Here is a 13,526-nt window from a genome sequence, read left to right as displayed (position 1 = left end):
GAGCCTCCCATGTCCTACCTGGAACTCAAGAACGTCAAGAAGAGCTTCGGCGACGCCCACATCATCAAGGGCGTCGACCTGCAGATCGAGAAGGGCGAGTTCATCGTCTTCGTCGGCCCTTCGGGCTGCGGCAAGTCCACGCTGCTGCGGCTGATCGCGGGGCTGGAGCCCATCAGCAGTGGCCAGCTCATGCTGGACGGGCGTGACATCACCTATGCGCCCTCGGGCAAGCGCGACCTGGCCATGGTGTTCCAGAGCTATGCGCTGTACCCGCACATGAGCGTGTACGACAACATGTCTTTCGCGCTCAAGCTGGCCAAGGTCGACCCGGCCGAGATCAAGACCAAGGTCGAACGCGCGGCCGCGCAGCTCAACCTGTCGAACTACCTGCAGCGCACCCCCAAGGAACTGTCGGGCGGCCAGCGCCAGCGCGTGGCCATCGGCCGCGCCATCGTGCGCGCACCCAAGGTCTTCCTGTTCGACGAGCCGCTGTCCAACCTGGACGCCGCGCTGCGCGGCAACACGCGCGTGGAGATCAAGAAGCTGCACGAGTCGCTGGGCGCCACCACCATCTACGTCACGCACGACCAGGTCGAGGCCATGACGCTGGCCGACAAGGTGGTGGTGCTCAAGGACGGGCTGATCGAGCAGGTCGGCTCGCCTTTGGAGCTCTACGACCGCCCGGCCAACCGCTTCGTCGCGCAGTTCATCGGCATGCCGTCCATGAACATGCTGCCGGCGCAGGCGCTGCCCGCCATCGCGCAGCTCACGCAGGGCCGCTTGCCCACCGACGGCTTCCTGGGCGTGCGGCCCGAGGGCGTGCGCGTGCTGCCGGGCCAGCGCGGCGGCCTGCAGGGCCGCGTGGACCTGGTCGAGGCGCTGGGCTCGGACACGCTGATCCATGTGGACGTGAGCGGCGTGAACATGATCGCGCGCCAGAACGAGCGCACGCAGCTGGCCGAGGGCGACACGGTCGGCGTGGAGATCGACCCCGCCGTGCTGCACCTGTTCAACCGCGACGGCCGCACGCTGGCAGCCGCCTGAAACATGACCCCGTCCACCATCCTGCACCTGGGCCTGGGCTCCTTCCACCGCGCACACCAGGCTGTCTACCTGCAGCGCCTGATGGATGCAGGCGACCGGCGCTGGCAGTTGGCCGGCTGCAACATCCGGCCCGACATGGCCGACGTGCTGCAAGCCCTGGCCGACCAGGGCGGCGCCTACACGCTGGAGACGGTCACGCCGGCCGGCGTGCGCCGCTACGAGCGCATCACGGCCATCCGCGAAGTCATCCCCTACGCGCCTGGCCTGCCGGCCATGGTGGTGCGCGGTGCCGATCCCGCCACGCGCATCGTCTCGTTCACGGTGACCGAGGCCGGCTACTACCTGGACCCCTTGCACCGGCTCGACGCCGGCCAGCCCGAGCTGGCGGCCGACATCGCGCGCGCGGCGCGCGGCGAGGCCGGCGAAACCATCTACGGCGCCGTGGCCGCCATTCTGCGCGCGCGCCATGCGGCCGGTGCCGGCCCGCTCACGCTGCTGAACTGCGACAACCTGCGCCACAACGGCGAGCGCTTCCGCGCCGCGATGCTGGCGTTCCTGGAGGCTGCGGGCGAAGGCCCGCTGGCGGCCTGGACACGCCAGCACACCACCTGCCCGAACGCCATGGTGGACCGCATCACGCCGCGCCCGCCACCCGAATTGCGCGAACGCGTGCACCAGGCCACCGGCATCGACGACGCCGCGCCGGTCACGGGCGAGAGCTTCATCCAGTGGGTCATCGAGGACGACTTCGCGGCCGGCCGCCCGGCCTGGGAGCAGGTCGGCGTGGAACTGGTGCGCTCGGTCCAGCCCTACGAGGAGGCCAAGATCCGCATCCTCAACGCCAGCCACAGCTGCATCGCCTGGGCGGGTACATTGGCCGGCCTGGACTACATCCACGAGGGCACGCTGGACCCGGACATCCGGCAGATGGCCTACGACTACGTGAGCGACGACGTGATTCCCTGCCTGCACCGGCCCGGCCACGCAAGCCCGGTGGACCTCCCGGCCTACCGCGACGTGGTGCTCGAGCGCTTCGCCAACCCGGCGATCCGCGATACCAACCAGCGCGTGGCGGCCGACGGCTTCGCCAAGATCCCGGGCTTCATCGCGCCCACGGTGCGCGAGCGGCTCGCCGCCGGCCAGAGCATCGCCGCCGTGGCCATGCTGCCGGCGTTGTTCCTGGCCTTCCTGCAGCGCTGGCATGCGGGCCGACTGCCCTATGCCTACCAGGACCAGGGCATGGACCCGGCGGCCGCGCATGCCATCTGCGCCGCGCCCGAGCCCGAGGCTGCGCTGGTGGCCGACCGCCAGCTGTGGGGCGACCTGGCCGGCGATACGCGGCTGCTGGCCGCGCTGCGCCTGGCGGGCCAGCGCGTGGCGACCTTCGTGCAGGGGAGGGCCGCGCCGTGAGCTTTCGCATCGCCTTCGTCGGTGAAGCCTTGATCGACTTCACGGCCCAGGCCGGCGCGGGCCTGCAGTTCCAGGGCCATGTGGGCGGGGCCCTGCTCAATGGCGCGGTCGCGGCCGCGCGGCTGGGCGCGCCCGTGGGCTACCTCACGCAACTGTCCACCGACCTGTTCGGAGAGCGCCTGCTGGCGCATCTGCAGGCCAACGGCATTTCGACTGAACTCGTGCTGCGCTGTGCGGCGCCCAGCACGCTGGCCTTCGTGGAGCGCACGCCACAGACCAACCGCTACGCCTTCTACATGCAGGGCACGGCCGACGTGCTGTGGACGCCCGATCCGCTGCCCGCGCTGCCCGAAAGCTGCCGCTGGCTGCACTACGGCTCCAACCTGCTCACGCGCGAGCCCTCGGGCCAGCGCGTGCTGGACTTCGCACGTGCCCAGCGCGGCCGCGTGCTGCGTGTGTTCGATCCCAATGCCCGCCCCAGCCTGGTCGAGGACCTGCCGGCCTGGCGTGCGCGCTGCGCCGAATGCATCGCCGAATGCGAACTGCTCAAGCTCAGCGACGAGGATTGCGCGCTGCTCGCGCCCGGCCAGCCGTTCGATGCGTTGGCCCAGGCCTGGCTGCAGGCCGGCCCGCGCGCTGTGCTCATCACGCGTGGCGCAGAGGGCGCCGCGCTGTACCGCCGCGGCCAGCCGCCACTGGCGGTGCGGCCGCCGCCCGTGCAGGTGGTCGACACCATCGGTGCCGGCGACACCTTCGGCGCCGGCCTGTCCGTGGCCCTGCTGGACCACGGCGTGCAGGACGCAGCCCGGCTCGCGGCACTGCCCACCACCGCCTGGGCCGACGTGCTGCGCTTCGCCGCCACAGCCGCGGCGCTGAACTGCGCGCGCGAAGGCGCCGACCCGCCGCAGCGCGCGGCGGTCGAGGCCCTGCAGCCGCAGGCCGCCGCCGCTTGAGCGCCATGCCCGCACCGCGCAGCCGCCCGCGCCAGCGCCAGCCCGAACTGGAAGGGGAGTTCGCGCGCTCGCCCGCACTCGGCTACGAGGCACCCGAGGACGGCGGCCTGGTGCGCTGCCTCGCCCACGGCTTTCCGACGCCGCTGGCGCGCTGGCATTTCCACGACGAGTACGAGTTGCACCTGATCACCTGCACCTCGGGCAAGGCCTTCGTGGGCGACTGGATCGGCCAGTTCGAGCCCGGTCACCTGGTGCTGTGCGGCCCGCGCCTGCCGCACAACTGGATCTCGCTGGACGCGGGCGAGGGCGTGCCCGAGCGCGACCTCGTGATCCAGTTCGAGCATGCACCGCTGGCGCGCGCCGCCGAATCGCTGCCCGAGCTGCGCGAGGTCATGGCGCTGCTGCAGCGCGCGCGCCACGGCATCGAGTTCTTCGGCATGTCCGAGCGCGCACAGGCGCACTGGCAGGCCGTCAAGGCCACGCGCGGCGTGCGCCGCTTCGGCCATTTCTGCGCGTACCTGGCCGACCTGGCCCAGTGCGGCGACTACCGGCTGCTGTCCACGGTGCAGATCCAGAGCGCCGAGGGCGACGGCGAGCTGGAGCAGATCAACCGCATCGTCGACCGCATCACGGGCGACCTGGCGGCCTCGGTGAGCCTGGCGGACCTGGCCGGCGAGCTGGGCATGAGCGAGAGCCGGCTGTCGCGCTTCTTCAAGCGCGCCACGGGCAACAGCTTCACCGATTTCGTGAACATGGTGCGCATCAACAGCGCCTGCCGCCTGCTGATGCAGACCGACCATTTCGTGGCCGACATCTGCTACCAGGTCGGGTTCAACAACGTGGCAAACTTCAACCGCCGTTTTCTGGAGCTCAAGGGCGTGACGCCCACGGAGTTCCGCCGCCAGGCGGAACATCGCTTCGGCGGCGCTTCTTGAAGTGTTCTTGCCATGTACCTGGGACTCGATCTCGGAACTTCCGAACTCAAAGCACTGCTGCTCGCCGACGACCATGGGGTCGTGGGCGTCGCGCACGCCGCCCTGATCGCGCAGCGTCCGCAGCCGCAGTGGTCCGAGCAGCAGCCGCAGGCCTGGGCCGATGCGCTCGACGTGGTGATGGCCGCGCTGCGCGCGCGCCATCCGGACGCCATGCGCAGCGTGCGCGCCATCGGCCTGTCGGGCCACATGCACGGGGCCGTGCTGCTCGACGCGGCAGGCGCCGTGCTGCGCCCGGCCATCCTGTGGAACGACGGCCGCAGTGCGGCCCAGTGCGCGGCGCTCACGCAGGCCGTGCCGGACCTGGTCCGCATCACCGGCAACCTGGCCATGCCGGGGTTCACCGCCCCCAAGCTGCTGTGGGTGCGCGAGCACGAGCCCGAGGTGTTCGCCAGGACGGAGCGCGTGCTGCTACCCAAGGACTGGTTGCGCCTGTGGCTGAGTGGCGAAGCCGTGACTGACATGTCCGACGCCTCCGGCACGCTGTGGCTGGACGTGGGCCGGCGCGACTGGTCCGACGAACTGCTGGCCGCCACCGGCCTGACGCGGGAACACATGCCGCGCCTGGTCGAGGGCAGTGCCGTGTCTGCGACGCTCCAGCCCGAGATGGCGCAGCGCTGGGGCCTGCCGGCCGGCATCCCGATTGCTGGCGGCGGCGGGGACAACGCCGCCAGCGCGGTCGGCATGGGCCTGGTGGCGCCGGGGCAGGGTTTCGTCTCGCTCGGCACTTCGGGCGTGATCTTCGTGTGTTCGGATGGCTTCACGCCCAACCCGGCCCGCGCCGTGCATGCGTTCTGCCATGCGCTGCCGGGCCGCTGGCACCAGATGGCGGTCATGTTGTCGGCCGCCAGCAGCGTGGACTGGGCCGTGCGCGCCTTCGGCTTCGCCGACATCCCGGGCTTCTTCCACGCCGCGGCATCGCTGGACGACGCCGCACGCGCCCAGGCGCCGCTGTTCCTGCCCTACCTGTCGGGCGAGCGCTCGCCGCACAACGATGCGCAAGCGCGCGGCGTGCTGTACGGGCTCACGCCCGCGCATTCGCGTGCCGACATCGCCTATGCCGTGGTCGAGGGCGTGGGCCACGGCCTGCGGGACGGGCTGGACACGCTGTCGCGCCCGCCCGGTGCCAGGCCGCTGTCGTTGGTGGGTGGCGGCGCGCGCAGCGCCTGGTGGTCGCAGTTGCTGGCCGATGTTCTGCAGGTGCCGCTGGCGTTGGGCGCAGGCGGCGAATCGGGCGGTGCCCTGGGGGCCGCGCGCCTGGCCTGGCTGGCCGATGGCGGCGACGAGGCCGCGGTCTGCACCGTGCCGCCGCGGCGTGGCCTGTTCACGCCGGGCGAGGGCACGGCCGCGCTGCACCAGCCGCGCATGGAGCGCTTCCGCGCGGTGTATGCCGCGCTGAAGCCTGTCTTTGCGCAGGGATCGGCATGAGTCTTCCACGCCAGGCCCTGGTGCTGTTCTCGGGCGGCCAGGATTCCACCACCTGTTTGGCCCACGCGCTCGTGCAGTACGAGCGCGTCGAGACCATCGCCTTCGACTATGGCCAGCGCCACCGCATCGAGCTCGATGCGCGGCTCGAGGTGCTGCGCCAGTTCCGCGTGCAGTTCCCGCACTGGGCCGCCCGCCTGGGCGAAGACCACCTGCTGGCCGTGCCCGTGCTGGGTGAGATCAGCGAAACCTCGCTCACGCGCGACATCGCCATGGAGATGCAGGAGCAGGGCCTGCCCAACAGCTTCGTGCCGGGCCGCAACCTGCTGTTCCTGACGCTGGCCGCCGCGCTGGCCTACCGGCGCGGGCTGGACGTGCTCGTCACGGGTGTTTGCGAGACGGATTTCTCTGGCTACCCCGACTGCCGCGACGACACCATCAAGGCCATGCAGATCGCGCTGTCGCTGGGCATGGACCGGCGCATCCTGATCGACACGCCGCTGATGTGGATCGACAAGGCCGACACCTGGCGCATGGCCGAGCGGCTGGGCGGGCCAGCCCTGGTCGATCTCATCGTGGAGCACACCCACACCTGCTACCTTGGCGAGCGCGGCGCGCTGCACGCCTGGGGCTACGGCTGCGCCACCTGTCCGGCCTGCGTCTTGCGGGCCAAGGGCTGGGAGCGCTACTCAGCCTAGATTCGGCAGTTGGATGCGCCCGATGGTGCCGTGATCGGCGTGTCAGGCAAGGCGCGACGACGCGGCGCACTCCTGTGCGCAAGGAGGAGCAAGGCCGCCTGGCGCGGCGAGCGCGGTGCCGGCGGGTGCATAGCGCGCTCGCCCAGAAGATGCGCGGGAGCGAAGACGCCAAGTCCAGTGTCCATGCGGCTTTCCTGAAGGCTGCAAGCGGTCAACTGCCGAATCTAGGCTCAGACCAGGCCGAAGCCGCCCAGTAGCGCGCCGGCGCCCAGCAGCCAGAGCAGGTGCAGCCGGGTGCGCCAGACCAGCACCGCCACCACTGCCGTCAGCAGCCACAACCGCCAGTTCTGTGCCGCCGCGCCCTGGCTGCCGGCCAGCACCCAGCCGGTGGCGACCAGCAAGGCCACGACGATGGGCGCCATGCCGGCCTTGAAGGCCCGCACGCTGCGCCGGTGCCGGTTGCGGTGGCCCCATTGCGCGCTGAGGTAGGTCAGCGTGGAGCTGGGCAGCAGCACGCCGACCATGGTCACCGTGAGGCCCAGTGCGGCCGTGGCGTAGCCGCCTGCGTTGAGTCCCACGTTCCAGCCCATCAGCGCGACGAACAACACGTTGGGCCCCGGCGCGGCCTGGGCGATCGCGATCGAGGCGCTGAACTGCGGGTCGCTGAGCCAGTGCCGCTGGTCGACCAGGAAGCGGTGCATGTCGGGCGCGGTGGTGATGGCGCCGCCCACGGCCAGCAGGGAGAGCGTGGCGAAGTGCAGGAACAGCGCAAGCCAGTCGGGCGCGCCCAGCGACAACGCCGGGCCGATCATGGCGCCAACCGGCGCCAGGCCAGCACGCAGGCCGCGGCGCCCAGGCCGAACAGCACGTAGGCCAGCGGCCAGCGCAGCAGCGCGATGCCGGCGAAGCACAACAGGCCGAAGGCGGCGCAGAGCCCACGCCCCAGCACATTGCGCTGCAGGGCCGGGACCAGCTTGATGCCGGTGGCCATGATGAGCCCGGCGGCCACCGCACCCATGCCACGCAGTGCGCCGGCCATGTGCGGGTCGTTGGCCAAGCGGGTGTAGGCCAGCGCCAGCAGCAGCACCACCACGAGCGGCGCCAGCAGCATGCCGGACAGCGCCGCCAGTGCGCCGGGCAGGCCGAAGTAGCGCGCGCCGATCATCATCGACAGGTTGACCACATTGGGCCCCGGCATGATCTGCGCGACGGACCATTCCTCGACGAACTCGTCGCGGCTCATCCAGCGCTTCTTCTCCACGAGCTCGCGCTGCACCACGGCCAGCACGCCGCCGAAACCCTGCAGCGCGAGCCAGGTGAACGAGAGGAAGAGGTCGGTCTTGGAGCGTGGCTGCGCGAGGGCGCCGGGAGGCTCGGGCGCGGAATCGGGGGCGGGCATGGTGCGGATTATCCCGTCGCGCTGCGGCGCGATCGCGCGCAGCCCGCTTCAGTTTCGTCTAAGTCTCGCGGCGCAGAGTGGGGCTCTTCCTCACAGAAAGCCCTCCATGCAGCTTGACGACGTACGCCGCGCCTTCGCGATGCCGGCCACCAGCCCCGCATTCCCGTGCGGCCCCTACCGATTCCTGCGCCGCGAGTTCGTGGTCATCACCTACCGCACCGACGTGGATGCGCTGCGCGCCGTCGTGCCCGAGCCGCTCGAAGTCGTGGAGCCTCTGGTCAAGTACGAATTCATTCGCATGCCCGACTCCACGGGCTTCGGCGACTACACCGAGTCGGGCCAGGTGATCCCGGTGCAGCTGCGCACGGCCAAAGGCCTGGAGCAGGGCGCCTATGTGCATGCCATGTACCTCAACGACCACCCGCCCATCGCAGGCGGTCGCGAGCTCTGGGGCTTTCCGAAGAAGCTCGCCACGCCGCAGCTGGACTACGAGACCGACACGATCGTGGGCACGCTGGACTACGGCCGTGTGCGCGTGGCCACGGCCACCATGGGCTTCAAGCACCGCACGCTGGAGCCGGGCCCCGTCCTGGCGGCGCTGGCCCAGCCGAACTTTCTGCTCAAGATCATTCCGCACGTGGACGGCTCGCCACGCATCTGCGAACTCGTGCGCTACCACATGGTCGACATCGAACTGCGCGGCGCCTGGAGCGGCCCGGCCGCCCTGGAACTGCATCCGCACGCGCTGGCACCGGTGGCAGACCTGCCCGTGCGCAAGGTCGAGTCGGCCGTGCACTACATCGCCGACATGACGCTCGCGCTCGGCACGGTCGAGCACGACTACCTCGCCTGAACTTCCCCAACCGCCTCACACCCGAAGGAACCCACCATGCAACAGCTTCAAAACAAGGTCGCCTACATCACGGGCGCGGCCAGCGGCATCGGCAAGGAGATCGCCACCGTCTTCGCCCGTGAGGGCGCGGCCGTGGTCATCGCCGACCTCAACCCGGCCGCGGCCGAGAGCACGGCCGCCGAGCTGCGCGCTGGCGGCGCCCAGGCTCTCGGCGTGGCCGTGGACGTGACCGACGAGGCGCAGGTCGAGGCCTCGGTGGCGCAGGCCGCCCAGGCCTTCGGGGGCATCGACATCCTGGTCAGCAATGCCGGCATCCAGATCGTGCATCCGCTCGAGGCGTTTTCCTTCGCCGACTGGAAGAAGATGCTGGCGATCCACCTGGACGGCGCCTTCCTGACCACGCGCGCCTGCCTGAAGCGCATGGTCGCCCAGGGCCGCGGCGGCAGCGTGATCTACATGGGCTCGGTGCACTCCAAGGAGGCCTCGCTGCTCAAGGCGCCCTATGTGACGGCCAAGCACGGCCTGATCGGCCTGTGCAAGACCGTGGCCAAGGAGGGCGCGGCGCACGGCGTGCGCGCCAACGTGATCTGCCCCGGCTTCGTGCGCACGCCGCTGGTGGAAAAGCAGATCCCCGAGCAGGCCAGGACGCTGGGCATCAGCGAGGCCGAGGTCGTCAAGAACGTGATGCTCAAGGAGACCGTGGACGGCGAGTTCACCACCACCGACGACGTGGCCCAGGTGGCGCTGCTGTTCGCGGGCTTCCCGACCAACGCGCTGACCGGCCAGTCGCTGGTCGTCAGCCACGGCTGGTTCATGCAGTGACCAGGGCCTGCGCGCACGGCACACCCTAGAGCTTGAGTTCCCAGGTCTCGCCGACCAGCGACCGGCCGAAGTCCTCGTAGGGCTCGCTCTTCTTCAGCACGAAGCCGCGCGCCGCGTAGATGCTGCGCGCGGCAGTCAGGCAGCTGTTGGTCCACAGCACCATCTTGCGGTAGCCCTTGGCGCGCGCGAAGGCCAGGCACTCGTCGGTCAGGCGCGCGCCCAGGCCAAGGCCGCGGGCACCGGGCGCGAGGATCAGCATGCGCAGCTGTGCCACGGTCTTGCTCTTGCGCGCCACGAAGACCGAGCCCACGCGTTCGCCGCCCAGCTCGGCGATCCAGCAGCGCTCCCAGCCGGGCTGGAAGTTGCGCACGAAGCGCGCCGCGATGTCGGCCACCAGGGCCTCGAAGCGCGCGTCCAGGCCGTACTCGCGCGCATACAGCTCGCCGTGCTGCTGCACCACCCAGCCCATGTCCCCGGCCCGCGGCTCGCGCAGCACGGCGGTGCGCGGGCGCGGTGCCGCGCCGGCGGCCGGTGGCGCGAGCAGACGCTGGACCCTGGCCATGGCATCGACCAGTTCCGCGCGCTCGGCACTGGGCAGGCGTTCCAGCAGCTGGCGCGCAGCATCGCGCGATTTCTGCTGCAGCGGTGCGAACGCAGCGTGGCCGGCAGGCGTCAGCCGCAGAAACTGCTGGCGGCCATCGGCCGGGGAAGTGCTGCGCTGCAGCCAGCCGCGCGCCTCGAAGCGTTTGACGATGCGGCTCAGGTAGCCGGCATCCAGCCCCAGTTCCCGGCCGATGTCGCTGGCGGCGCTCTGGTCCTGGTGGGCCAGCTCGTACAGCACGCGCACCTCGGTCAGCGACAGCGGGCCGTCCAGGTAGGGCTCCAGCAGGCCGGTGCTGCGCGTGTAGCTGCGGTTGAAAGCGCGCAGCGCCTTGACCTGTTCGGTGATGGCTTCATCCATGGTTGATGGAGTCTAGCAAATTTAGTTGACTAAGTCATTTAGTTGGTGCTTGAACGAGGGCAGGCAAGCAGGCCCTAGACTCCCCGGCGCAAGGCCTTGCGCCGCAGGCAAGGCCGATGCACCAACGCCGGCAGAGGGGAATCCAGTGAACGAATACATGCTGCTGATGCACGAGGACGCGAACGATCCGCAGGCCGCCGACGATCCCGAACGGTGGCGGCAGTACCTCGCCCGCTTGCGCAGCAGCGGCCGGTTCGATGGCGGTAGCGCGATCGGAAGCGGGGAACGGTTCCGCAAGGGCCACCCCAGCCAGCCCAGCGGCCGGGGGCTTGGCGGCTTCATCCGGGTGCGGGCGGCAAGCCTGCAGGAGGCGGAAGGCTTTCTTGTCGGCAATCCGGTCTTCGAGGCCGGGGGCACGGTGGAAGTCCGGGAGTTGCCGCAGACCTGAGCGCGCCGGACAAGCTGCGGAGCCGCCGGGTGCAGGCGGCGTCAGCTTGCCTGGGCGGGTGCCTGCGGCGGCTCTGCCAGGACCTGTACAGCGTCCTTGCCGGCCGGCCCGGACAACACGACGTTGCGCGTCGGGAACGCGAACGCCACGCCCATGGCGGCGAATTCACGCATCAGTCCGATGTTGATGGCCTGCTGGTTGTCCATGTACTGGCCGTAGTTGGCGGTCTGCATGACGTAGACCACCACGTAGTCGAGCGAGCTCTCGCCCAGCTTGGCGAAGTGGGCGCGGTCGAACACCAGGTCCGGCTGGGCCTCGACCACGCGACGAATCACGGCCGGGATCTCGGCGGCCTGCTCGGGCGTGGTGTCGTAGCTCACGCCCACCGTGAACTCGATGCGCCGCGTCGACATGCGCTTGAAGTTGCGCAGCGAGCCCTTGAGCAGCTCGGTGTTGGACACCACGATCTGCTCGCCGCTGGGGCTGCGCAGCCGTGTTGTCTTCATGCCCACGTGCTCGACCGTGCCGTTGACGCTGCCGTTGTTGATGGCGTCGCCGACCTCGAAGGGCTTGTCCAGCGCGATGGCGATGGAGGCGAACAGGTCGCCCAGGATGTTCTGGGCCGCCAGCGCGATGGCGATGCCGCCGATGCCCAGGCTGGCCACGAAGGCCGTGATGTTGAAGCCCAGGTTGGACAGCACCGCCAACGCCACCACCGCCCACAGCGCGGTGTTCAGGCCCCAGCCGATCAGGGTGCTGGACACCGTGGCCTGCGGCGAGCTGCCAGGGGCGGCATGGCGCTGCAGCTGGCGCTGCATCAGCACGTCGATGAGGCGAGCGCCCCACAAGGCCAGTTGCAGGGCCACCGTCACGTACCAGAGCTGGGCGATGCGGTCGGACCAGCGCGCCGGCAGGTCCAGCAGCGACAGGCCGACCAGCACCGAGGCGACGGTCAGCAGCAGGCCGTTGGTGGCGTCCAGCATCTGCGCCAGCGTGGGCCGCACCTGGCCCAGGCCGCGCACGCTCGCGTCGGCTTCGGCGTTCTGGCGGATGCGCCCGCGTGCGAACCGCAGGGCGGTGCGCATGACGAAGTAGGCGGCGAGGGCGGCGGCGGCGGCCAGGACCCATTGGGACATGGGCACGCCGAGCAGCAAGGTGGTGTGGAACCAATCGGACAGCAGCATCGGCGGTTTATATCCGCTCGGCCGCACCGGGTGCCACCAGTCCCGTCATGCGCGGCCTGTAGGAGAGGGGCGCACGGACCGCGTCATGCGCCGCGCGAAAAGCGCCGTGCGTAGGCCGTGCCGCCCGAGAGGATGGCCGCCAGCGTCCAGAACGCCGACCCCATGCCGGCGGCCGAGCCCAGGCCGCCGAACAGGATGGGCAGGAACACCTGGCTGGCGTTCATGATGGTGGCGCGCACGCCCAGTGCCTCGCCGGAACGGCCCGGCGGCGCCACCTGGTGCACCAGGCTCATGACCATGGGCTGGGTGGAGCCCAGGCTCAGGCCGTTGACGAAGGCCAGTGCCAGCAGGAGCGGCACCGCGGTCGTGAGCGGGAACAGCAGGTAGACGGCGGCCGTCACACCCAGCGAGATGGTCAGCGTCTGCCACTCGTTGAGGTGGCGCTGCAGCAGCGGCATGGCCAGGCGCACGACGAAGGTGGCCACGCCGAAGCAGCCCATGATGAGGCCGATGGTGGAGGCCGACAGCCCGATGCGCGCGCCCTGCACGGGCACCATGAAGGTGAACATGTCCCAGCCCATGGACAGCAGGCCGCTGACGATGAACACGGCGCGCATGCGCGGGTTCCTGAGCAGGTCCATGACCTGGCCCGCGCCGGCCACGCCGCCCGGCGCATTGCGCGGCGCCACGCGGATGCGCAGCGCCACGAGCACGACCAGCGCCAGCAGCGGGAACAGCACCAGCAGCGCGAAGGTCCAGCGGTGGCCGATGCCGTCGATGGCGATGCCGGCGATCACGGGGCCCATCACCGTGGAGGTCGAGAAGGCCAGTGCCAGCAGCGTGAAGGCGCGCACGCGGGTCTGGTCGTTGGTGCTGTGGCCCACCTCGTTGTAGACCGTCATGTGCAGGAGCATGAAACCGCTGCCCAGCAGCATGCTGGCCAGGCACAGCACCGGCACCGAGGGCCACAGCGCCGGCAGCGCCACGCCCACGGCCGAGACGGCCGTTGCGATGCGGGCCGGCCGCTGCATGCCCACGCGGTCGATCCAGCGCCCCAGCCGCACCGACAGCAGCATGGGCAGCACCGACAGCAGGCTGACCTGCAGGCCGACGACCACGGTGGGCGCGTGCAGTGCGATGGCGTAGAGCGACAGCGCCACGCGCCCCCCGGTGAAGGCCAGGTGCACCAGCACCATCACCGCCATGAGCGGCAGCAGCTGGCGCGCCAGCGAGGGAGGGGTAGCGGGGGAGTTCATCGGGGCGGCAGCGCGCGGGAAAGCCACGCAGTGTCCCACGGCCTGCGGGGCGGTGCTGGGCCGGCCGGTTCAGGCCGACCC

General features: G+C 70.6%; 14 protein-coding genes. 9 read left to right on the top strand and 5 right to left on the bottom strand.

Annotated elements, in window-relative coordinates; translation table 11 throughout:
• The first annotated feature begins 9 nt into the window (after positions 1-9).
• Genes ASF45_RS19690 through queC form a run of 6 tightly spaced genes read left to right on the top strand, consistent with a single transcriptional unit; the run spans position 10 to position 6,522 of the window.
• Complete coding sequence (locus ASF45_RS19690) at positions 10-1,044, top strand: ABC transporter ATP-binding protein (RefSeq protein ID WP_056666500.1); 1,035 nt, start codon at positions 10-12, stop codon at positions 1,042-1,044.
• Positions 1,045-1,047: 3 nt separating this feature from the next.
• Entirely contained in the window at positions 1,048-2,454 is a 1,407-nt protein-coding gene (gene dalD / locus ASF45_RS19685) for a D-arabinitol 4-dehydrogenase (RefSeq protein ID WP_200932180.1), read from the top strand.
• The gene (locus ASF45_RS19680) at positions 2,451-3,407 is read left to right on the top strand and encodes a carbohydrate kinase (protein WP_056666497.1); all 957 of its coding nucleotides are present in this window, start codon (positions 2,451-2,453) and stop codon (positions 3,405-3,407) included. The genes dalD and ASF45_RS19680 overlap by 4 nt, the downstream gene beginning before the upstream one ends.
• 5 nt (positions 3,408-3,412) lie before the next feature.
• A complete protein-coding gene (locus tag ASF45_RS19675; RefSeq protein WP_056666494.1) occupies positions 3,413-4,342 on the top strand; it encodes an AraC family transcriptional regulator in 930 nt (309 codons plus the stop codon).
• Between the two features lie 12 nt (positions 4,343-4,354).
• Positions 4,355-5,827, top strand: a complete 1,473-nt coding sequence (xylB, locus tag ASF45_RS19670) for a xylulokinase (protein WP_056666491.1) — start codon at positions 4,355-4,357, stop codon at positions 5,825-5,827.
• Positions 5,824-6,522 (top strand): 7-cyano-7-deazaguanine synthase QueC, encoded by a 699-nt coding sequence (queC, locus tag ASF45_RS19665; protein WP_056666488.1) that lies wholly within the window; start codon positions 5,824-5,826, stop codon positions 6,520-6,522. Before xylB ends, queC begins: the two co-directional genes overlap by 4 nt.
• A gap of 230 nt (positions 6,523-6,752) precedes the next feature.
• On the opposite strand, the gene ASF45_RS19660 is transcribed toward queC, so the two are convergent.
• Positions 6,753-7,334 carry a chromate transporter gene (locus tag ASF45_RS19660; RefSeq protein WP_056666485.1) on the bottom strand — a complete coding sequence of 194 codons (582 nt, stop codon included), beginning with the start codon at positions 7,332-7,334 and terminating at the stop codon, positions 6,753-6,755.
• Positions 7,331-7,921 carry a chromate transporter gene (locus ASF45_RS19655; protein ID WP_056666482.1) on the bottom strand — a complete coding sequence of 197 codons (591 nt, stop codon included), beginning with the start codon at positions 7,919-7,921 and terminating at the stop codon, positions 7,331-7,333. Before ASF45_RS19655 ends, ASF45_RS19660 begins: the two co-directional genes overlap by 4 nt.
• 106 nt (positions 7,922-8,027) lie before the next feature.
• On the opposite strand from ASF45_RS19655, the gene ASF45_RS36125 reads away from it, so the two are divergent.
• Entirely contained in the window at positions 8,028-8,774 is a 747-nt protein-coding gene (locus ASF45_RS36125) for an acetoacetate decarboxylase (protein WP_056666478.1), read from the top strand.
• 36 nt (positions 8,775-8,810) lie between these two features.
• Positions 8,811-9,596 carry a 3-hydroxybutyrate dehydrogenase gene (locus ASF45_RS36120; RefSeq protein ID WP_056666475.1) on the top strand — a complete coding sequence of 262 codons (786 nt, stop codon included), beginning with the start codon at positions 8,811-8,813 and terminating at the stop codon, positions 9,594-9,596.
• Positions 9,597-9,621: 25 nt separating this feature from the next.
• Here ASF45_RS36120 and ASF45_RS19640 read toward each other — a convergent pair whose 3' ends face one another.
• Complete coding sequence (locus ASF45_RS19640) at positions 9,622-10,557, bottom strand: helix-turn-helix domain-containing GNAT family N-acetyltransferase (protein WP_056666472.1); 936 nt, start codon at positions 10,555-10,557, stop codon at positions 9,622-9,624.
• A gap of 145 nt (positions 10,558-10,702) precedes the next feature.
• Here ASF45_RS19640 and ASF45_RS19635 point away from each other — a divergent pair, with 145 nt between their 5' ends.
• Entirely contained in the window at positions 10,703-11,005 is a 303-nt protein-coding gene (locus ASF45_RS19635; RefSeq protein WP_056666469.1) for a YciI family protein, read from the top strand.
• Between the two features lie 41 nt (positions 11,006-11,046).
• On the opposite strand, the gene ASF45_RS19630 is transcribed toward ASF45_RS19635, so the two are convergent.
• Together ASF45_RS19630 and ASF45_RS19625 are read right to left on the bottom strand one after the other, a co-directional pair.
• Positions 11,047-12,189 carry a mechanosensitive ion channel family protein gene (locus ASF45_RS19630; protein ID WP_056666466.1) on the bottom strand — a complete coding sequence of 381 codons (1,143 nt, stop codon included), beginning with the start codon at positions 12,187-12,189 and terminating at the stop codon, positions 11,047-11,049.
• Between the two features lie 83 nt (positions 12,190-12,272).
• Positions 12,273-13,445, bottom strand: a complete 1,173-nt coding sequence (locus ASF45_RS19625) for an MFS transporter (protein ID WP_056666463.1) — start codon at positions 13,443-13,445, stop codon at positions 12,273-12,275.
• Positions 13,446-13,526 lie beyond the last annotated feature (81 nt).

Origin of the sequence: Pseudorhodoferax sp. Leaf265 (assembly GCF_001422365.1) — a bacterium.
Taxonomy (GTDB): Bacteria; Pseudomonadota; Gammaproteobacteria; order Burkholderiales; family Burkholderiaceae_C; genus Pseudorhodoferax.
This window is presented reverse-complemented; position numbering and strand designations above follow the sequence as displayed.

What these genes read in the sequence shown, in the direction of transcription:
- ASF45_RS19690 (WP_056666500.1), top strand. Translation starts at nt 10, where the DNA reads ATGTCCTACCTGGAACTCAAGAACGTCAAGAAGAGCTTCGGCGACGCC.
- dalD (WP_200932180.1), top strand. Translation starts at nt 1,048, where the DNA reads ATGACCCCGTCCACCATCCTGCACCTGGGCCTGGGCTCCTTCCACCGC.
- ASF45_RS19675 (WP_056666494.1), top strand. Translation starts at nt 3,413, where the DNA reads ATGCCCGCACCGCGCAGCCGCCCGCGCCAGCGCCAGCCCGAACTGGAA.
- xylB (WP_056666491.1), top strand. Translation starts at nt 4,355, where the DNA reads ATGTACCTGGGACTCGATCTCGGAACTTCCGAACTCAAAGCACTGCTG.
- queC (WP_056666488.1), top strand. Translation starts at nt 5,824, where the DNA reads ATGAGTCTTCCACGCCAGGCCCTGGTGCTGTTCTCGGGCGGCCAGGAT.
- ASF45_RS19660 (WP_056666485.1), bottom strand. Translation starts at nt 7,334, where the DNA reads ATGATCGGCCCGGCGTTGTCGCTGGGCGCGCCCGACTGGCTTGCGCTG.
- ASF45_RS19655 (WP_056666482.1), bottom strand. Translation starts at nt 7,921, where the DNA reads ATGCCCGCCCCCGATTCCGCGCCCGAGCCTCCCGGCGCCCTCGCGCAG.
- ASF45_RS36125 (WP_056666478.1), top strand. Translation starts at nt 8,028, where the DNA reads ATGCAGCTTGACGACGTACGCCGCGCCTTCGCGATGCCGGCCACCAGC.
- ASF45_RS36120 (WP_056666475.1), top strand. Translation starts at nt 8,811, where the DNA reads ATGCAACAGCTTCAAAACAAGGTCGCCTACATCACGGGCGCGGCCAGC.
- ASF45_RS19640 (WP_056666472.1), bottom strand. Translation starts at nt 10,557, where the DNA reads ATGGATGAAGCCATCACCGAACAGGTCAAGGCGCTGCGCGCTTTCAAC.
- ASF45_RS19630 (WP_056666466.1), bottom strand. Translation starts at nt 12,189, where the DNA reads ATGCTGCTGTCCGATTGGTTCCACACCACCTTGCTGCTCGGCGTGCCC.
- ASF45_RS19625 (WP_056666463.1), bottom strand. Translation starts at nt 13,445, where the DNA reads ATGAACTCCCCCGCTACCCCTCCCTCGCTGGCGCGCCAGCTGCTGCCG.